Annotated in this window: 17 protein-coding genes; 8 read left to right on the forward strand and 9 right to left on the reverse strand. The window is 73.3% G+C overall.

Annotated elements, in window-relative coordinates; genetic code table 11:
- Window positions 1-357: 357 nt before the first annotated feature.
- From ACZ4VL_RS20005 to ACZ4VL_RS20015, 3 genes are all read right to left on the reverse strand, one after another.
- A complete protein-coding gene (locus tag ACZ4VL_RS20005) occupies window positions 358-1,179 on the reverse strand; it encodes an NmrA family NAD(P)-binding protein (RefSeq protein ID WP_468201656.1) in 822 nt (273 codons plus the stop codon).
- Window positions 1,180-1,398: 219 nt separating this feature from the next.
- Complete coding sequence (locus ACZ4VL_RS20010; protein ID WP_468201480.1) at window positions 1,399-1,887, reverse strand: hypothetical protein; 489 nt, start codon at window positions 1,885-1,887, stop codon at window positions 1,399-1,401.
- Between the two features lie 137 nt (window positions 1,888-2,024).
- On the reverse strand, window positions 2,025-2,546 hold the full coding sequence (locus ACZ4VL_RS20015) for a MarR family winged helix-turn-helix transcriptional regulator (RefSeq protein ID WP_468201483.1): 522 nt from the start codon (window positions 2,544-2,546) through the stop codon (window positions 2,025-2,027).
- A 149-nt stretch (window positions 2,547-2,695) separates the two neighbouring features.
- Between ACZ4VL_RS20015 and ACZ4VL_RS20020 the strand changes: the two genes are divergently transcribed.
- The 4 genes from ACZ4VL_RS20020 (at window position 2,696) to ACZ4VL_RS20035 (ending at window position 5,388) form a co-directional block, all read left to right on the forward strand.
- Window positions 2,696-2,947 carry a type II toxin-antitoxin system RelE family toxin gene (locus ACZ4VL_RS20020; protein WP_468201486.1) on the forward strand — a complete coding sequence of 84 codons (252 nt, stop codon included), beginning with the start codon at window positions 2,696-2,698 and terminating at the stop codon, window positions 2,945-2,947.
- Between the two features lie 119 nt (window positions 2,948-3,066).
- A complete protein-coding gene (locus ACZ4VL_RS20025) occupies window positions 3,067-3,405 on the forward strand; it encodes a hypothetical protein (RefSeq protein ID WP_468201488.1) in 339 nt (112 codons plus the stop codon).
- A 54-nt stretch (window positions 3,406-3,459) separates the two neighbouring features.
- On the forward strand, window positions 3,460-3,651 hold the full coding sequence (locus ACZ4VL_RS20030) for a maleylpyruvate isomerase N-terminal domain-containing protein (RefSeq protein WP_468201491.1): 192 nt from the start codon (window positions 3,460-3,462) through the stop codon (window positions 3,649-3,651).
- Window positions 3,652-3,864: 213 nt separating this feature from the next.
- Window positions 3,865-5,388 (forward strand): SDR family NAD(P)-dependent oxidoreductase, encoded by a 1,524-nt coding sequence (locus ACZ4VL_RS20035; protein WP_468201659.1) that lies wholly within the window; start codon window positions 3,865-3,867, stop codon window positions 5,386-5,388.
- 40 nt (window positions 5,389-5,428) lie between these two features.
- Here ACZ4VL_RS20035 and ACZ4VL_RS20040 read toward each other — a convergent pair whose 3' ends face one another.
- The 4 genes from ACZ4VL_RS20040 to ACZ4VL_RS20055 form a co-directional block, all read right to left on the reverse strand.
- A complete protein-coding gene (locus ACZ4VL_RS20040) occupies window positions 5,429-6,637 on the reverse strand; it encodes an alpha/beta hydrolase family protein (RefSeq protein WP_468201493.1) in 1,209 nt (402 codons plus the stop codon).
- An 85-nt stretch (window positions 6,638-6,722) separates the two neighbouring features.
- On the reverse strand, window positions 6,723-7,370 hold the full coding sequence (locus ACZ4VL_RS20045; RefSeq protein ID WP_468201496.1) for a hypothetical protein: 648 nt from the start codon (window positions 7,368-7,370) through the stop codon (window positions 6,723-6,725).
- A gap of 55 nt (window positions 7,371-7,425) precedes the next feature.
- Window positions 7,426-7,770: a hypothetical protein gene (locus ACZ4VL_RS20050; RefSeq protein ID WP_468201498.1), complete on the reverse strand. Its 345-nt coding sequence runs from the start codon at window positions 7,768-7,770 to the stop codon at window positions 7,426-7,428.
- Between the two features lie 149 nt (window positions 7,771-7,919).
- A complete protein-coding gene (locus ACZ4VL_RS20055) occupies window positions 7,920-11,390 on the reverse strand; it encodes a hypothetical protein (RefSeq protein ID WP_468201501.1) in 3,471 nt (1,156 codons plus the stop codon).
- 664 nt (window positions 11,391-12,054) lie between these two features.
- Between ACZ4VL_RS20055 and ACZ4VL_RS20060 the strand changes: the two genes are divergently transcribed.
- Both ACZ4VL_RS20060 and ACZ4VL_RS20065 read left to right on the forward strand, forming a co-directional pair.
- Window positions 12,055-13,095 carry a vWA domain-containing protein gene (locus tag ACZ4VL_RS20060; RefSeq protein WP_468201504.1) on the forward strand — a complete coding sequence of 347 codons (1,041 nt, stop codon included), beginning with the start codon at window positions 12,055-12,057 and terminating at the stop codon, window positions 13,093-13,095.
- Window positions 13,096-13,185: 90 nt separating this feature from the next.
- Window positions 13,186-14,238, forward strand: a complete 1,053-nt coding sequence (locus tag ACZ4VL_RS20065) for a hypothetical protein (RefSeq protein WP_468201507.1) — start codon at window positions 13,186-13,188, stop codon at window positions 14,236-14,238.
- Here ACZ4VL_RS20065 and ACZ4VL_RS20070 read toward each other — a convergent pair.
- Both ACZ4VL_RS20070 and ACZ4VL_RS20075 read right to left on the reverse strand, forming a co-directional pair.
- Window positions 14,232-15,443, reverse strand: a complete 1,212-nt coding sequence (locus ACZ4VL_RS20070) for an SGNH/GDSL hydrolase family protein (RefSeq protein WP_468201509.1) — start codon at window positions 15,441-15,443, stop codon at window positions 14,232-14,234. The genes ACZ4VL_RS20065 and ACZ4VL_RS20070 overlap by 7 nt on opposite strands.
- Window positions 15,444-15,538: 95 nt before the next feature.
- Complete coding sequence (locus ACZ4VL_RS20075) at window positions 15,539-16,111, reverse strand: TetR/AcrR family transcriptional regulator (RefSeq protein ID WP_468201512.1); 573 nt, start codon at window positions 16,109-16,111, stop codon at window positions 15,539-15,541.
- A gap of 148 nt (window positions 16,112-16,259) precedes the next feature.
- On the opposite strand from ACZ4VL_RS20075, the gene ACZ4VL_RS20080 reads away from it, so the two are divergent.
- Window positions 16,260-17,099: a hypothetical protein gene (locus ACZ4VL_RS20080; RefSeq protein ID WP_468201515.1), complete on the forward strand. Its 840-nt coding sequence runs from the start codon at window positions 16,260-16,262 to the stop codon at window positions 17,097-17,099.
- A 247-nt stretch (window positions 17,100-17,346) separates the two neighbouring features.
- Window positions 17,347-18,156: a DUF4190 domain-containing protein gene (locus ACZ4VL_RS20085; protein ID WP_468201518.1), complete on the forward strand. Its 810-nt coding sequence runs from the start codon at window positions 17,347-17,349 to the stop codon at window positions 18,154-18,156.
- Window positions 18,157-18,170 lie beyond the last annotated feature (14 nt).

Here is an 18,170-nt window from a genome sequence, read left to right on the forward strand (position 1 = left end):
CGGTCGCGGCATGCCGAAGACATGCGTGAGCCACTCACGCGAGGGAGAGGGGTTCGACCCGGCGGGGGGCTGTGCGCCCCGGCCGCCTCGGCGACGCATTCAGTTCTACAGACGCCCCGCCGGCGCGGCAACGACCCCTCTTACTACGCGCCCTCGCAGACGGGGAGGGTCGGCCCGTCGGCCGGCCTGGAGGTGTCCGTGCAGGTGGCGAGTGGTGCCGGGGGCGGTTCCGGCGCCCGCGGGACGCTACTAGTCCGGTTCGTATGTGACGTGCGTCCTATGGGGCGAGTCACCCCATAAGCGCCGGAATCTCGCCGATTGTCACCACTCGTACCTGTTTCTCCGGCCGTCCGGCGGTCAGCGGAACCGGTGCAGGTTCTCGCCGAGGAAGGCCTCCAGGGTGCGCGGGGCACGCCCGGCGAGGTGGAGGAAGGTGTCGTCCGGTGCCTCCTCGCGGACCGCCGCGAGCCGCTGGATCTCCACCACGTGAGTGGCCAGCCAGTCCGGCATCCCGGCTCGGGCGACCAGGTGCGCGTGCAGCTCGGAGGGGCTGAGGTCGTGGTAGCGGATCGGCCGGCCGAGCAGCTCGCCCAGCAGGGCGGTGAGCTCCGGGTGGCTGTAGGCCCGGCCGCCGGTGAGGGGGTACGCGCCGCCCGTCAGCTCCGGGCGGGTGAGGACCGCGGCCGCGGCGTCCCCGATGTCGCGGACGTCCACGTAGTTGCATCGGGCCCGGCCCATCGCGCCGTGCACCACGCCGGCGGCGGCGATGCCGGGTGCCAGGAGCAGCAGCTTCTGCATGAAGGCGTACGGCCGCAGGATGGTGCTGGTGATGCCGGAGGACCGCAGCCGTTCCTCGACCAGATGGTGGCCGCGGGAGACGGCGACCGGGGAGTCCGGCTCGGCGGCGGGCGCGGAGACCTTGACGACGTGCGCCACGCCGCAGTCGACGGCCGCCTCGATCGCGTTCAGCTCGTACCGGACCTGGTGCGGGCCGTTGGCCATGGTGAGGAAGAGCTGGTGCGCACCGCGGAAGGCCACCCGCAGGGACTGCGGGTCGGCGGCGTCGGCCGGGAGGGGCGCGGTCCGGGCGAGCGTGTGCGCGTCGAGTGCGGCGGCCAGGCGGGCGGGGTCGCGGCTCAAGGAGCGGCTCGGTACGCCGAGGGCGGCGAGGCTGCACAGGGTGGCGCCGGGGGGGGGGGGGAGGGGGGGGGGGGGGGGGGGGGGGGGGGGGGCGGTGGGTGGTGTGGGGGGGGGGGGGAGGGGGCGGGAGGGGGGGTGTGGGGGGGGGGGCGGTCGGGGGGGTGGTGTCGGGGCGGAGGGGTTGGTTCGGGCCCCTGAGGTCCCCCCCCCCCCCCCTTTTCCCCCCCCCCCCCCCCCCACCGGCGCCCATGATGATGATCACGATGTCTGCCTTTCGGGTCGGGGTGTGGTGGGGGTCCGGAGCTCCGGTGCGCGGGTCGGGCGGCTGCCGCGCCAGCGCCAGGTGGTGATGGTGGCCGCGATGGCCGAGGAGACCGGCAGGTCGACCGGCAGCCGGCGCGGCCACGGGCTGTCGGCGAGGGCCGGGAGCTGCGGCAGCCAGCGGGCGGCGGCGATGCCGACGGCAAGGCCGAGCACCGCCGCGGCCAGCCCCCTCGCGGCGGCCGCGAGCGGGCGCGGGGTCCGGGCGGCCCGGGGACGGACGGGCCGGCGCCGCAAGGTGGCGCCGAGGACGGCGGCCACCAGGGCGGAAGTGCCGCCGATGGTGGTGAGCGCCGCCGCCACCAGCTGCGGCTGCCGGGTGACCGCTCCGGCGAGACCCGCCGTGACGGCAGGCATGGCGTAGGCGACCAGAACCTCGCGCCACAGGACGAAGGGCGGAGGTGCACCGGGAACCTTCTTGCTCATGGATTGCCCTCTCAGGGTCATTGATTAGGCACCTAACTATCTATGCTTAGGTGCCTAACTATTGGGGGGTGAAGGAAGGCGGCCGCCGGCGGCCGGCCTAAGCGGGTCAGCCCCGCGTTCCGCCCGCGGTTCTGGGGTCAGTCCTCGGTGAGTGCGTCGATGCCCGCAACCACCCGGGCCAGCAGGTCGAGGAAGGTGGTGCGCTCCTCGGGTGAGAGCCCGCCGACCAGTGCCTGCATCCGGGTGAAGTGCTCCGGCGCCAGGTCGCGCAGCTTGTCGGCACCGCGCGCGGTGAGGATCACCACGTTGCCGCGCCCGTCGTCGACGGACGGTCGGCGGGCCACCAGGCCCTCGCGCTCCAGACCGTCGACGAGGCCCGTCACGGTAGCCCGCGAGACGCCGAGGCTCGCCGCAAGCTGGGAGGGCGACTTCTCGCCGCCGTGGTCCTCCAGGTCGGCCAGCAGTCGGTAGCGGCCGGTGGAGAGGCCGAACCGGCCGAAGTGCACCTCCCCGGCCTGACCGATCCGGGCGCCGGCCGCCATCAGCCGCGCCGCGACCAGGACCGCCTGCGGATCGGCCACGAGGCCGTAGCGGGCGATCTGACGGCGGGCCTGATCGAGGGTGGGGGCGCCGAGCTCGGCGTCGAAATGCTGGGTCACGGGAAATAATATGGCGCCTAATCAGTCTCCGGGTCAAGCCCTGTCGGATCCCCACCCACCAGCAGGCATACGGCCACCGAAGCGAGGGAAGGGGATGCGGGACGGCGCCCGGCCACCGACCGGAGCACGGTGGGACGAAGGAAACGGCGATGGTGTACGCGATCGTCTGGGACGAGGCCGTCGTCGACACGGCGACGCGCTTCCTCGGCGATGATCCCGAAGGACTGCGCCAGCTCCTGCAGTCCGTGGACCTGCTCGCCGCCCGCCCCCGCCCGCACGGCACCGTCGCGTACGGCTCTCCCGACCTGCGGCGCACCCACGTGGGCCGCTACCGGATCCTGTACGAGATCACCGACGCGGCCGCGACCATAGTCCTCCGGCACATCGGCCGCACCGCCTGACTCCCACCGGACACGACCCGGGGCCCTGGCTCGCCCACCCCGGACGCGTGTCCCACACTGGTACGGGCACGCCCGTGCTACGGCCGTGCCGTCGGAGCCCGGTGGGCGGGAGGCAGGCCATGGTCATCAGTCACCACATCACCGAAGACACCTTGCACGTGGAGATCCCCCAGGAGCTGGACGTCACCAACCGGGCCGCAGCCGCCTTCCAGATCGAGGCCCTCGTCCACGCGCACAACCCGCGTCAGGTCACGATCCACCTGCCGACGAGCGCCCCCTCCCCCATGACGTTCAGCGCCCTGGCCCGCGCCCACCGCATGTGCCAGAGCCTGGGTATCGCCTTCACCGCGACGGGGCCCGGCGACCGGACGAGCCTGATGCCCGTCGACGCCACCGCCGCCACCGCCGGCACCGTCCGACCCCGGCGGCTGGAGCACGGCACCCGACACGACCACTGACGCCGTCACGAAAATCGCTGTTCGGTCACCGAAGTACGGTGATAGACAGCCGGAGTGAAAAGCAGTCTGGAGTTCACCGATCTGCTGCGGCTGATCGACGACGGGTCCACCGCCTTCCGCGCCGCGATATCCTCCGCGCCCGGCCTCGACGCGCAGGTGCCGGCCTGCCCCGAGTGGACGCTGTTCGAGCTGGCGGAGCACCGCCATGTCTTCGACCGGCTCCTGGCCTGGGACCCGGACGAGTAGGACGTGACGGCGCACCACCCGGTGCGCCCCGGACCGGCCTGTGCGAGCGGATCGACGGCGCGTCAGCGAGCCACCCGGCCCACCGGTCCGTCCGGGTTGGAGCACCCGGTCCCCGCACCACGGGCGGTCACCACCCCGCCCGCACACCACATGTTCGAGTAAGGAAATCTGGTGCAGTCAGCTGTTCCGATGACTCCCGCCGCAGCTACGCCGATGGACAGCGGGCTCATACAGACCTGCCTGGAACTGCTGCACCAGGCGCAACGACTCCCCGTGGACGACGCCGAGCGCCGACTTCTGGAACGGGCCGCCGGCGCCTTCGTCCGCGACGGACGCCACCGGCGCCGCACTCAGGCACGTGCGAACCGGGCAGCGGCCGACGCGCAACTGCTCGCCGCAACCGCCACCGGTGCCCCCGGCCGCACCATGGACGCCGCACTGCCCACCCACACCCACACCCCCACACCCACACCCACCCGACAGGGCCTCACCGTTCGGGAGTACGTCGGTCTCCCGGCCCGCACCGGTACCAAGGACCGGTCGCCGGGCAGCAGCCCGGACGACGCCGGGCCCCCCACGCTGCTGAACCGCCCACAACGCTGCTACGTCTGCAAGAACCACTACCGGCAGGTCCACCACTTCTACCACCGGATGTGCCCCCAGTGCGCGGACGAGAACTTCACCCGGCGCACGGCCCGCACCGACCTGACCGGCCGGCACGCGCTGCTGACCGGCGGACGCGTCAAGATCGGCTACCAGGCGGCGCTGATGCTGCTGCGGGACGGGGCCGAGCTCACCGTGACCACCCGTTTCCCCCGCGACGCAGTACGCCGCTTCGCAGCAGCACCCGGCGCCGCCGACTGGTGGCACCGGCTCCACATCGCCGCCCTGGACCTGCGTGATCCGCGGCAGGTCCTGGCCTTCACCGACCACCTGCTCGCGCAGGGCCGCCCCCTGGACGTCCTGGTCAACAACGCGGCCCAGACCCTGCGCCGCTCGCCCCGGGCCTACAGCGCACTCGTCGCCGCCGAAACCACCGACCAGGCCCCGCTCCCCACGGCTCAGGTCTGGACCGCCCCGGGATTCCTCGGGCCCGGCCCCCGCACTGCGCCCCTGCCGTGGACCACGGAACTCACCCCCCGGCCCGAGACGCGCCACACCGCGGCCGGCTCCGCGGACACGGCTGCCGCGGCGGCGGCCGCCCTGCTGCCGCACGACGCCGTCGACGAGGCGGGCCTGCTGGCCGAGACGTCCGCCACCAACTCGTGGACCCTGCGGTTGGGCCAGGTCGACCCCGTCGAACTGCTGGAAGTCCAGCTGGTCAACGCCGTCGCACCGTTCCTGCTCGCAGACCGCCTGCTGCCCCTGCTCGACGCCTCCCCGCACCCGCACCGCTACCTGGTCAACGTCTCGGCCGTCGAGGGCCAGTTCACCGTCCGCAACAAGACCAGCGACCATCCGCACACCAACATGGCCAAGGCGGCCCTGAACATGCTCACGCGCACCAGTGCCGCCGATCTGGCCTCCCGGGGCATCCACACCTGCAGCGTCGACACCGGCTGGGTCACCGACGAGAAGCCCCTTCCCGCGCGGGAACGGCACGCCGCCACCGGATGGCGCCCACCGCTGGACATCGTCGACGGCGCAGCCCGCATCTACCACCCCATCGTGCAGGGAGAAGCGGGTTCACCCATCCACGGCGTCCTCCTCAAGGACTACCGGCACGTGGCATGGTGACCCCTCCCGGCCGGGGCCTGCGCAGTACCGGCAGCGGGATTCAGCCGGCTGCGTCCAGGCGCTCGGCGAGCCAGTCGAAGACCCGCTGCTCGAACAACGCCCGTCCCAGCGGCTCGCAGTGCAGGTCGGCGCCCTCCGCCGCCACGAACTCGACGAACCCCTTCGCGCCCGGCAGTGCCTCGTACAGCTCGCGCGCCTGGCCGGGCCAGAACTGCTCGCCTTCCGGCGAGGTGACCAGCAGCGGCACCGTGATCCGGTCCAGTACGTCGGCCAGGTCGTACCGGCCCACCTCGGTGAGCAGGTCGTACGGCGAGTCGATGCCGTACGGCTTGGCCCGCCAGCGCCAGTACGCCGCGAAGCCCTGGTCCTCCGCGAGGCCTTCGCGCACCGCCGTGTCGAAGGCGTCCCGGTCGCCCGAGTCGTACAGGGCGCGCAGCTCCGGCGGGAAGTTGTGCCACCAGCTGTCCGCCACCCGGACCACCCCGGGGTCGGCGACTCCCGCCGCGATCCGGTGCTCGAAGGCCAGGGCCCTGGGCACCCAGTAGCCGGCCTGGCTGATGCCGGCCAGCACCAGCCGGTCCGTGGCGACGTCGCCGCGGGCCAGCAGGAAGTCCACCACCGGAGTGATCACGTGCTCCCAGTCCGGCCGGAACGGCATCCCGTGCTCGAACAGCATCGTCTGCTGTCCGGGGCCGTCGAACAGGAGGACGTTCCAGCCGCGTGCCACGGCCGGCGCGCCGAGCATCGTCCAGGCGGCGCTCACCGGCCCGTCGCTCCCGTTGTTCACGATCACGGTGGGTGCACCCGCGCCACCGCCCGACCGCGGCGTGAAGAGGTAGCCGGGCAGGACCGTGCCCTCGTACGGCACCGACACCCGTTCCGCCGCGGGATGCCATGCCGCGGCGAAGCGGTCGAAGCAGTCCCGGTGCTCCCGGAACACGGCCAGGAGCCGGCCCTCGTCGGCCAGCGCGTCCGCCGCGACCAGGGCCGTCCCGAAGTAGCCGGCCGCCCGCAACCACGCGTCCCGCGCGCTCGTGGACCGCCCGGCGGCCGCCGCCAGCTCGCCGTCCGCCCGGACCCTGCGGGCCAGGTCGGTCCAGGCGTCGAACCACTTCCGGCCGTCCGCGTCGGCCAGGGCGGCGGCGGTCGCCAGCACTTCTCCTGGATCCGCCCCTCTCTGCCACGCCGCCCCGAGGAGCACCTTCACCTCGAAGTCGAACTGATCGTTCTCGCAGAACCGGTACGCCACGATGCCTCCCGGGATCCGTCTTCCACGGTAGGGGCGGGGCACGGGGGCCGCACCCGTGCCACGGGGGGCGCGCGCCGGTATCGGACTACTGGTCGGGCAGGTCCAGGTCCGGGTACTCCATGCCGTCGGGGCCGAGTCCGGTGTTCTCGGCGTGCTCACGCATCCTCGCCCCGTACTCGGGATGCTCGGCGAGCGAGGTGTAGGTGTCGAAGTCCAGGTCGAGGACTTCGGCGAGGTCGGCGAGGTAGACGTCGAGGCCGGGGTACATGACGGCGACGTACGGCAGGTCGTCGACGTCGGTGACCAGGACCGGGTACTCCCCCGTGGAGTCCGGCTCGCCCAGGTAGAGCAGGCGGCGCGAGTCGCTGCCGCCGACGAGCGGCAGGCACACCGCGGGCAGCAGCTCCTCGAAGTCGGCGAACATCCCGACCATGACGTCCCCGCAGCCGTACATCGACTCCGTCGTCGCGCCCAGGCCCCGGTCGCCGAAGACGGGTTCCCGCGGGTCGTCGTACCAGCCGACCTCGGCGAGCCAGGAGCTGTCGAAGGCCAGCCAGCGGCGCAGGCTCGGCGGCAGTGCCCTACCGCCGGGCAGCCTCAGCCGGTCGATGGCCTCCGGTGCCAGCGGCACCGGTTCGCTGCTGTCCGGCGCGTCCGACGTGGGCCAGCCGTGCTGCCTGACCTGCTCGATCACCCGGTCGATCAACGCTGCCCCGTGCATGTTCTCGTTCACGCGGAGCACTGTGGCACACGGCGCCGACAACGCCGGGAGGTGGCACCGCCGCCTCCTACAGGCCGAGGGACAGCAGGATCGTGAGCGTCGGCGGGAGCGTGGCGATCCACCCCGCCCAGCGGCCCGCCCTCGCCAGGGTGGGGGTCCGCCGGGACAACCGGAAGGCCACGGCGAGCAGCGGGGTGGCCGTCCAGGACGCCCACCAGCAGGCCGTGACGACCGCCACGGTCCGCGGGTGGACCTCCGCGGCCATCTGGGCCAGTCCCCCGAAGGAGAACGCCACCGGGGTCAGGGCCACCGCCAAGGTCGTGGCCCACGTCATCGCCCCGTCGGCGGAGTGGCTCCCGGCATCGGGGGCGGAGGTCGGGGCGGGGGCGGAGGCCGGCGTCGTCTCGTGCACGGGTACAGCCAAGCGGCTCGGAGGCCGGTTCCGCCTACGCCGACGTGCTCAGGGACAGCCGGTCCTCGTACTCATCTTCTCCGAGCGGCCTCCCCCGCGTCAGCGTCCCGTTCCCGGGCCCGACCGTCGCCGGTGCTCCCGCCGGGCGATCAGTCTCCGCCCAGGTCCGTGGCGTACGCCGCCTCCCGGACCTCCCGGTCCGCGTGGCGGCGCAGTTCGACGACAGCGGCACGACAGGGGTCCGGCCAGTTCTGGCGTGCTCCGAGGGCCGTGGCGAGGCCGACCGCAAGGAGGCCTTCCACGAGGCCGCCGTCGCCGCCCAGGGCGCGCACCGCGGCGAGGGCGGCAGCAGGGTCGGCGAGCGGGGTGCCGCACCGGTGTGCTTCCTCCAGTTCCTCGGCCACCCGGACCGCGAGGACGGGGCGTCCCTCGATCGCAGCGGTCAGCTCGCGGAGCGAGAGGAGCAGTTCGGGCTCGGCCGCCTCCAGGTCGACCGCCCGTACGAGGAGGGTGGTACGGACGGCGGTGACCGCGGGTTCGCCCGTCAGCCGCCGGGCCAGGGCCGCGCACGTCCGGCGGTCCCGGATCGACGAGTCGAGGAGGGAGTGCAGGCGTCGGCGTGCCGGGAGGTCCCGACCGTGCGCGCCTCCCTCCGGTTCGCCGGCAGCGACGAGCGCCAGGAACCGGTCCACGACACCGAGCAGGAGGCTGCCGGGCTCCACGCCACCGATCGGGTGGGGCAGTTCGGACTGGGCCAGCTCGCTCAGCCCGTAGCGGGCCCGCCAGACGCGCAGCGGCGAGGCGAGATCGGTGTAGACCTCCGCCAGCGCCGTGCCGGCCGAGGGCGCGTACGGCGCCCAGTCGCGGAGGCGGTACAGGGCTTGGTCGGCCACCTGTTCCTCGGCGACGAAGGGCAGCCGGGCGACGATCTCCGCGTACCGCGGCCGGTGGGCCGGGGCCAGGTCCGCCGGGTTCACGGCGACGAGCGGGTGGCGGGCCGCGTCCGGCCCGTCGACGGCCGCCGACTCCAGCAGGGCCCACATCTCCTCGGCCGGCAGGAGCGTCGTGGCCAGGCCGACGACGGTGGCGTGGACGTCCGGATGGATGCCCGGGGTGCGGCCCACGGTGGACAGGAGGGCGGTGGCGGCGCCCGGGGACAGGTGGTGGGCGGCGAGCCGGGCGGCCGCCTTCCGGACGGTGACCTTCACCCCGCTGTCGCGGGTCAGGACGTCATGCAGGAGGGCCGCGACCCGGGTGGGCCGGGCGTGGGCGGCGGCGCGGCCGGCCGCGGACCAGGCGGCCGCAGCACGGTCGTCGCCGGCGTGGTCGAGCAGGGCGCCGAGGGCCGAGGCCGGGTCGTCCGTGCGGGCGGCCGCGTCCAGCGCCGCGGTCGTCAGAGTCGGCTCGGCGTCGTCGACCGGGGCGGTGTACTGCCGGAGCAGGGCCCGCCCGTACTCGGGCACCGTGGCCACCGCACGGAGCAGCGCGGCACGTTCATCGAGACCCCGGCCGGGATCGGCGACGGCGGCCGCGGCCAGCCGGACCGCGGCCTGCTGCTGCCGGGGCAGCCACCGGTCGGCGTGCCGGAAGGGGGGCAGCGGCCGGGGGGTGCCGGCCGCCGGGAAGCGGCCGCCCGGGTCCGGGAACTCGGGCAGCGCACGGTCCAGCAGGTCGGTGCGCTCCGCGGCGAGGACGGCGAGCACCGGCGGTAGGTAGGCCGCGGAGGGCTCCCGCGCCAGCAGCCGTGCCACGCGGTCGCCGCGGGTCGCGGGGTCGGCCAACCAGGCGGCGGCGGCTTCGGTGAAGACCGGGTCGGGGCAGGTGCGCAGGGCCTGTTCGAGGCGGTCCTGGAGTTCCGGGATCCGGTGCGCGCGACGTCCGCAGGTCGTGACCAGTGCGAGCAGGGGCGCGAGGTCCCTGCGGGCGGCGGCCCGGTCCAACCACGGGCCGAGTGCGTCGAGCACGACGCGTACGTCGCCGGCACGCAGCAGGGGGGCCATGGTGCCCGGTCGGCCGAGTTCCACCGTGCCGGTGTGCGCGGTCAGCGCCTCCAGGATGCGTACGGCAGTCCCCGGGGCGGTGGCGGTCCCGGCGGTGGCGGTCCCGGTCGTGGCGGCCGTGTCGGCGGCGGCGGTGAGCAGGGACACGGCCAGGGTCCGGATCGTGTCCCGGGTCATGGGCGAGCAGTCCCGGGCCCGCAGGCCGTCCAGGCACAGCCGTTCCAGGGCTTCGGATCCGGTGCGGCCCCCGGCAGCCGGGGTGGTCGCACGGGCTTCGAGGGCCGCTGCCAGCAGTGGTGCCGGCAGGTCGGCGAAGGCGGACAGGGCTTCGCCGCGTACGGGGTCGCGCTCGTTGGCCAGGCGTCCGGCGGCCAGCGCGAGGACCTCCGCGACCTGCTCCGGATCACGGGTGTGGCCGGCGTTCTCGGCCAGCCGGTCCCAGATCGTCCCGCGCTCTTCGGCGGCACCGGTGCCGAGGGCGGCCAGGAGTTCGGGGCGGGCTTCGGCGGGTGGCAGCAGGGCGAGCAGGCTCCAGAGGTCCCAGCCCGTGCGGCGTTCGGCGCGCAGCACCTCGACCGCGGCACGGGCCCTGGCGTGCCGCTCGTCGGCCGGTAGCAGGGCGAGCACCCCGTCGTGAGCGCGGACGTTCCTGCGTGCATCGCCGGCGGCGACGACGGCGTCGACGAAGCCGGGTCGGCGCCCCGGTGGCACCGACCGCAGCAGGACGCGGAAGGCGTTGCGGTGGAACCACCGGGCGCCGAGCCGGGGCAGGGACGGCGGGTCAGCCGCCGCCAGCTGCCGCAGGACCGCCCGGCCGGGTGTCCGTTCCCACCGCGCGGCCGTCCGGCCGGGGTCGGCGAGCCAGGCCGTGACGCGCTCGGCGTCCACGGCGACGAGGTCGCCCAGCCGGTCGTGCACCGGACCGGGCAGGTCGTTGGGGCCGTACCGCTCCAGCAGGTCCAGCACGCGGCCGGGCGCGGCGGGCAGGGCAGCGGCGATCCCGGTGGCGTGCCGCCGCCACCAGGTGTCGCGCAGCCGCTCGGAGGGCCGGTCGCCGAGTTCGCGTTCCGCGTGGTCGAGGACCGCGAAGGGGTGGCGGACGGCCAGCGTGCTCCAGTCCTCGAACGCGAGGGCCGCGGCGAGTTCGGGCAGCAGCCGCGCGGTGCACTCGGTCGAGCAGCCCGGCAGCAGGCGGGCCGCGTCCCGGTGGCCGTACTCGGTGCGCGCCCGGAGCACCATCCGCTCGGCGAGTTCGGGCCGTCGCCCGTCGCGCAGCAGCCGTGCCAGGTCGGCGCGGACCACGGCGGGCGCGTCGTCGTACGCGGCCTCCACGGCGGCGTCCGGAACCGGCAGTCGCCGGGCGCCGCGCAGGGCGTACCGGCGGACCACCGGGTCACGGTCGGCGAGCCGGGCCGCCAGGTGCTCGACCTCGCCGGCGGTCAGGGCCGCCAGCGCGGCGAGGCGGCGCTCGTAGGGGCCGAGCGCGTCCAGTGCGGTGAGCAGGGGCCGTAGTTCGCCTCGGGCGGCGAGCCGGCGGGCGGTGACGGCGGTATACCTGAGCCGGGCGGAGTGCGGCAGGGGGTCGAGGGCGGCGAGCAGTTCGTCGACAGTGGAGATCATCGCGGGCATTGTGCCTGACGGCACAACCGCATCCCCAACTGGTTATCGGACCGGCCGCCGCTCGCTCAACGCGGCGGCCCGGCCCGACCCGTCGCCCTACCGCTACCGGTTCAACGGGGTATGCGTTCCGTAACGGCGTATCGGTTCCGACGCGACCAGGCCCCGACGCCGAGGGCCGTGCCGATGCCCAGGAACGCGCCGACCCCTGCGGGCACCACCCACGGCGTGATCAAGGGCGCGGCGTGACCGCCGTTGCCGGTGAGGGCGAGTACCGCGGTCAGTAGGCCTGCTGCCGGCCCCACCACTCGCGTCATTTCCTCTCCCGCCGCACTCTTCCCACCCGCTCAACAGCTGTCGCCATCGGCAACCGCTACCTCAGGGTGAAGCCAGGAGTTGCCGGAGACGAACGGGCGGTCCGGGTCCGCGGGCCCGCTCATGGCGTCGGCCCGAAGCGGGTCCGCACGTCCGACCCCACGACCTGCATCACCGCGCCGCCCCCGTTCGCCGTGCCGTACTTGCAGGGTGCCACCGCGTGGAGATCCGAATACCACTCGGGCGGGCCCGGATCCCGGCTCCGTCTCCGGGGTCGACGCGCAGTCCACGGTCGATTGTCAGTGGTGGGTGAGAGGATCGAAGCATCAAGTCGGAAAAAGGGGGAGCGGCCATGTCCGGAAACCAGAACTACATCAATCACGTTGCTCTTGTGCTGGATGCCAGTTCGTCCATGACGAAGCTGAGCCGTAAGGTCGTCGAAGTCGCCGATCAGCAAATCGCCTATTTGGCGCGGCGGTCGGAGGAACTGGACCAGGAAACCCGTGTCACGGTGTACGTCTTCGCGGACACGGTGGAGTGCGTGATCTACGACAAGGACGTGCTGCGCATGCCGTCCCTGAAGCAGCTGTACCGGGTCGGTGGCATGACGGCCCTGCTGGCGGCCACGCTGAAGTCTCAGCAGGAGCTGGCGCAGACGGCCCAGCTGTACGGCGACCACAGCTTCCTGACGTTCGTGCTGACCGACGGGCAGGAGAACGCAAGTCACCGCTGCCCCGGTGCTCCTGCCAGGAGCCCGCGTGAACTCGTCCGGGCCGTGGCCCAGATGATCGAGACGCAGGAGGACAACTGGACGCTGGCCGTCCTGGTGCCGGACCAGATGGGCAAGCGCGAGGCGGTGCAGTGCGGCTTCCCGAAGGACAACGTGGCCATCTGGGACGCCACGAGCACACAGGGTCTGGAGGAGGCCGGACAGGTCATCAGGGAGGCCACCGAGAAATTCATGGTGGGCCGCACCAAGGGAATCCGGGGATCGCGGGCGGTGTTCTCCACGGGAGCGGACGCGGTCAACAGGGAAACCATCGAGGCGGCCGGTCTCACCCCGGTGAATCCGTCGGAATACCACCTCATTCCGGTGGCTCGCGAGGCGGCCATCCGGGAATGGGTCATAGAGTCCGGACACACCTATCGCACCGGTTGCGCGTTCTATCAGCTGAGCAAGTCGGAGAAGGTCCAGGCGCGGAAGCAGATCGCCGTGCTGGAGAAGAAGACGGACCGGGTGTACACGGGCCCGGAGGCCCGGGCCCTGCTCGGCCTGCCCGACGCGGAAGTGCGCCTCAAGCCGGACCACAACGACGACTTCACCATCTTCGTGCAGAGCACCAGCGTGAACCGGAAGCTGGTGCCGCAGACGCGGCTGCTGCTCATGGTCTGACGCCTTGGGTCCCGGCCGGTCGAAATCCGGTGGACCGGCCGGCGGGCGTCCCGGAAGATCGCCGAGGTACTGGCGTGAGAGGGAGCTTGTTTGGACGTGTTCACGTGCGCCGGGTGCGGCGCGGAGCTGACGGCGCCGCTGTCCCGGGTCGCACTCCCCGTTCACACCCACCACGGGGGATGGGAGGAACTGCATCCCCCGCTGATGGAACCGGGGACGTACGCCGTCGACCCCCAACCGACCGGGCCGCCCTGGCGGTTGTGGGACGAGGTCGGGGAGGCCGGGGCGGCCGACCAGGGGGTGTACGCGCCGGTGTACTCCGTGTCCTTCGGTGCGCGGGACAGGATCGTCCTCGCGCCCGGCGACTCCCGCGGCATGGCGCTGATCCTCGACAAGTGCGAGGGCTACTGCCAGGGCGTGGACGGCCGGGCCGGCCCCAACCTGGCGTGCCGGGCTTGCGGCCGGGCGGTGGCGACCCGTATGGACGACTGCGGGCTCTGGCAGACGGTGTGGCTGGAGCCCGATGCGGTCCACCGGCTCCCCTCCGGCCTCCCGGCGGGCCCGCCGCCCGACTGGGCGGACCTGGAGCACCCGGAGCACCGCGTCCCGCCCGTCGACCCCGACGGGTGGTGGAGCCGTCGCTGGGAGGCGGCGGTCGGGGTGGCGCTGGCCCACCTCGTGGCAGTCTCCGAGGGCTGTCCGGTGGCCCTTCCGGCGGGTCCCGTCACCGCACTGTTCGGCGCCGCCGTGTCCCGGTACCTCCCGGCCGGGCCGGCGGCCAAGTCCGTGGGACTGGCCGGCCCGGGAGTCCCCGCGCCCCGACCTCGTCCCGACGTCCTCCTCGTCCCGCGCCACCCGCTGACGGGCGAGCCGTGGCGGCCGCCCGGCGACGAGGGTGCGGTGGTGGTGCCGCTGGACAGCGGAGTCTGGGCGCACCTCGTCCACCCCGGTGAGACCTCACCACGGCCGGCGACCGGGAGGCTGCCGGAGGGCGTCCTGCGCGACGACTACGGGTCGGCGCCCGGGCCCTGGTACCCGTTGCTCCCCCACCACCGCGCCTTCACGTACACCCTCGTCCGGCTGCCCGCCATGCGCAGCCCCTGGCTGCGCGCGTACCACGAACAGGGCCCCGGACCCTACTGAGCCACCGGCGAGTGCAGGTACGGGTCGGCGGGCCGCGCGAGCGGGGCGCCGGCGGTGAAGGCGTGCCGGGCGAAGCGTTCGCCCATGAGGCGGTGGGTCGCGGCGTCCGGGTGGAGGTTGTCGGGCAGTGGCATGGCGGCCGCGTCCAACGGTCCGTACAGTTCGCGCCCGTCGAGGTGGTGCAGGTTCGGGTCGTCGGCACGGCGCTCGCGGACGATGCGGGCCAGCTCGTCCCGGATGACGGTGAGGGTCAGTTTTCCGCCCGCCACCTCACGGGGGTCGCCCGTTGCCCGGAACTTCAGCTGCCCGGTGGCGAGGGAGTCCGGATCGACCGCGCCGGGGCCCGGGGTGTCCTCGTGCACGGGACACAGGATCGGCGAGACGACGAGCAGCGGCGCCGTCGGGTGGCCTTCGCGGATCGTGTCCAGGAAACCGTGCACGGCCGGGCCGAAGGCCCGCAGCCTCATCAGGTCGAGGTTGACCACGTTGATCCCGAGCTTGAGGCTGATCAGGTCGGCGGGGGTGTCGCGGATCGTGCGGGCCGTGAACGGGTCGAGCAGGGCGCTGCCGCCGAGGCCCAGATTCAGCAGTTCCACGCCGCCGAGCGAGGCGGCGAGGGCGGGCCAGGTGGTGCTGGGGCTCGCGGCGTTGGAGCCGTGGCTGATCGAACTGCCGTGGTGCAGCCAGACGGGGCGGCCGCGGTGGGGCAGGGGCTCGACGGGGGCGTCGGTGCGCAGCGCGACGAGTTCGGTGGTCTCGTCGTGCGGCAGCCAGATCTCGACGTCCTTCGCCCCGCTGGGCAGGCCGGTGAACCGGACGGTCGCCGGTGGGCCCGGGCGGTACTCGGTGCTCCAGTCCGTCATGTCGATGGCGAGGGTGTTGCCGCCGTCTGCGCTGCCCTGCGCGGTGAGGCGGCCGTCGACCAGCAGGTCGTACACGCCGTCCGGGCGGGGCGGGGCACCGACGTAGACACGTTTGGTGGGTACGGTCTCGAGCTCGACCGCAGTGGCCCGGGTGCGGAAGGCGACCCGTACGCCGGACGGCTGGGCCTCGGCCATGGCGAGCTGTCCGTCGGCGCACTGGGCCCGGGCCCGGGCGGGCAGCCGGTGCGGCAGCAGTCCCTGCGCGGTGCGCTCCAGCTCGATGGCGCCGCGCACCAGGGAGTCGGTGAGCGGGGTGGTGATCCAGTGTGCGGCCGGGGACACGTGCGGACTCCTGTGGCTCGGTGCGGGTGCGGGTGCGGGTTGGGGTGTGGGTGCGAGGGCTGGGGCGGGGGCCGGGGCGGACCGCGGGTGGGCGCTCACGAAGGGGGCCAGGCCCGCAGCAGGGCGTCGAGGGCGTCGATGATGCGGTCCCAGCTCTCCTGGCTGTCCGGGGAGCTGTGGCTGAAGCCGCCGGCCTTCTCCAAACTGACGTAGCCGTGGAAGACGCTGCCGAGCATGCGGACGGCGTGGGTCTGCTCCGGCTCCGCCAGGTCGTAGCCGCGCAGGATGGCCCGCGTCATCCGCGCGTGGCGTACTCCGGCGCTCGCGAGAGCGGTGTCGGTGTCCAGCGGGAACTGCGTCGCGGTGTAGCGGCCGGGATGCTCTCGGGCGTAGTCGCGGAAGACGTCCGCGTACGCGCCGAGGGCGTCCTTGCCGGAACGTCCGGCGACGGCGTCGGCGGCCCGGTCGGCGAGTTCCTCGAGGCAGGACAGTGCGATCCGGGTCTTCAGGTCGTGGGAGTTGCGCAGGTGCGAGTACAGGCTCGCGGCCTTGACGTCGAACCTCCGGGCGAGTTCGGAGAGCGTCACGTGCTCGAAGCCGATCTCATCCGCCAGGTCCACCCCCGCACGTACCAGCCGATCCGCTGTGAGCCCGACCCGTCCGGCCATGACGCCTCCTCATCCGCTTCCTCGAACCTTCCTACGCATATTAAGCAATCACCTAAAGCATATAGGTAGGGGACGGGCGCGCCGCGCCGCCCCCGAAGGGCGGCGTTTCGTCCACGGGGCGGACCGCCCGGCGGTCTAGGCTCGGCCCGTGACGCAACCCGAGCAGCGCGTCGAAGGCCTCGGACCGTTCACCACCCGGGTCACCTGGCAACTGCCCAGTGGCGGGACAGCGGTCTGGGAGTCACGTCTCGCCCGGCGGCGAGGAACGCTCGCCATCCGTACACCGGGTGCGGAACACGACCGGCACGCCCGCGCCGACGACGTCTCGATCGGGCGCCTGCGCAGGCTCAACGCCATCGCCGCGACCGCGTTCTTCATCGGAGGCGCCCTCTTCGCGGCCGGCGCCGGCGTCGCCCAGTTCGGATCCGGCGACGCCACCGAGAGCGCCTCGATCTACTTCGCCGGCGGACTCTTCTTCAACACCGGCGGCTACGCCTCGCTCCTGCAAGCGGTCAACGCGCCCCGCCACACGGTCGGCGACCGCGTACTGGCCACGCGCCGCTGGCGGTGGTGGAGCTACGAGCCGATGCGGTTGGACTGGCTGAGCACCTTCCTCCTGTTCATGGGCACGCTGGTGTTCGGCGTGAACCTGCTGGACTCGTTCCAGCAGGGACTGAGCGTCCAGCAGGTCAACCGGATGGTCTGGGTGCCCGACATGGTGGGCTGCCTGCTGTTCCTGGCATCCGGGCACCTCGCCCTGATCGAGGTCTGCCACGGGCGGCTCCGCCTGATGCCGCGCAACCTCGGCTGGTGGATCGTCACGGTGAACCAACTCGGGTCGGTCCTCTTCATGCTGTCCGCACTCGCCGCGTACACCAGGCCGACCACCGGCAGCCTGGTCAACGTGGCCGTCGCCAACTGGGGCACCCTGACCGGCGCCCTGTGCTTCTCCGTCGGGGGCGTGCTCCAGCTCTTCGAACGCCCGTAGCTCCCGCAGCTCCCGTGACTTGCGCAGCTCCCGCAGCTCGCACGTCGCTCGTATCGCCCGAATCGCCCGCATTGCACCGAAGGTGGCGGTCGTCTGCCCGTCCCTGAATGGCCCTGCCCCTTCCTCCGGCCGGGGGATACTGGGGCGCGGCCGATCCGAACATCATCCGCCCATCAGTCCCCCACCCGGCGGCGTCACCGCCGGCTGTTGGCCATGTCCCACCCCTCTCGCGAGGAGCACCACGCGCATGTCGATACCCCCGCAGCCACCGTCGTCCCCTCAGCCGTACCCGCAGCCGGGGCCGTACGGGCAGCCCGGCCAGCCGGGACATCCCGGGATGCCCGGGCCGACGGCGCCGCCGTACGGCGGTCCGCAGGGCTGGTACGCGCCGCCGCAGAAGACCAACGTGCTGGCCGTCGTGGCCTTCGTGATGTCGCTCGTCTGCGCGATCCCGACGGTTCCGCTGATCCTCGGCATCGTCGCCCTCTCCCAGATCCGCAAGGGCGGCGAGAAGGGCAAGGGGCTGGCCGTCGCGGCCATCGTCATCCACGGCGTGACCATCGCGTTCTACGTGGTCGTGATGGTCCTCGGGCTGTCCGGGGCGCTGGGCGACGGCTCTGAGCCGCGGCGCGACACCAGCGGCCAGGTCACCACCCCGGGCGCCAGCGATGTCCAGGACATCCGCAAGGGCGACTGCTTCAACACCGAGGACGACCTGGCGAAGACCCAGGAGAAGGAGGGCACCCAGGCCCGTTTCTCGGTGCGGACGGTGCCCTGCGACCAGCCCCACGAGGGTGAGGCGTACGCGGTCTTCGACCTGGAGGACGGCCCCTTCCCCGGCACGGAGAAGGCCGCCGCGGCCGCCGAGGAGAAGTGCGGCGGGAAGGCGCTGACCGACTACGTGGGCAACGCCGCGAAGCTGCCGAAGACGCTGGAGGTGTTCTACTACTACCCGCAGTCCAGCAGCTGGGCCCTCGGCGACCGCGAGGTCACGTGCTTCCTGGGCACCGCCAACGGCACCAGCACCGGCTCCGCCCGCGCCACCACCGGTTCCTGAACCCCCTCCCGACC

The sequence above is a fragment of the Streptomyces sp. NPDC029014 genome (assembly GCF_055564695.1).

What these genes read in the sequence shown, in the direction of transcription:
- ACZ4VL_RS20010 (WP_468201480.1), bottom strand. Translation starts at nt 1,887, where the DNA reads ATGAGCAAGAAGGTTCCCGGTGCACCTCCGCCCTTCGTCCTGTGGCGC.
- ACZ4VL_RS20020 (WP_468201486.1), top strand. Translation starts at nt 2,696, where the DNA reads ATGGTGTACGCGATCGTCTGGGACGAGGCCGTCGTCGACACGGCGACG.
- ACZ4VL_RS20025 (WP_468201488.1), top strand. Translation starts at nt 3,067, where the DNA reads ATGGTCATCAGTCACCACATCACCGAAGACACCTTGCACGTGGAGATC.
- ACZ4VL_RS20035 (WP_468201659.1), top strand. Translation starts at nt 3,865, where the DNA reads ATGGACAGCGGGCTCATACAGACCTGCCTGGAACTGCTGCACCAGGCG.
- ACZ4VL_RS20055 (WP_468201501.1), bottom strand. Translation starts at nt 11,390, where the DNA reads ATGATCTCCACTGTCGACGAACTGCTCGCCGCCCTCGACCCCCTGCCG.
- ACZ4VL_RS20060 (WP_468201504.1), top strand. Translation starts at nt 12,055, where the DNA reads ATGTCCGGAAACCAGAACTACATCAATCACGTTGCTCTTGTGCTGGAT.
- ACZ4VL_RS20075 (WP_468201512.1), bottom strand. Translation starts at nt 16,111, where the DNA reads ATGGCCGGACGGGTCGGGCTCACAGCGGATCGGCTGGTACGTGCGGGG.
- ACZ4VL_RS20085 (WP_468201518.1), top strand. Translation starts at nt 17,347, where the DNA reads ATGTCGATACCCCCGCAGCCACCGTCGTCCCCTCAGCCGTACCCGCAG.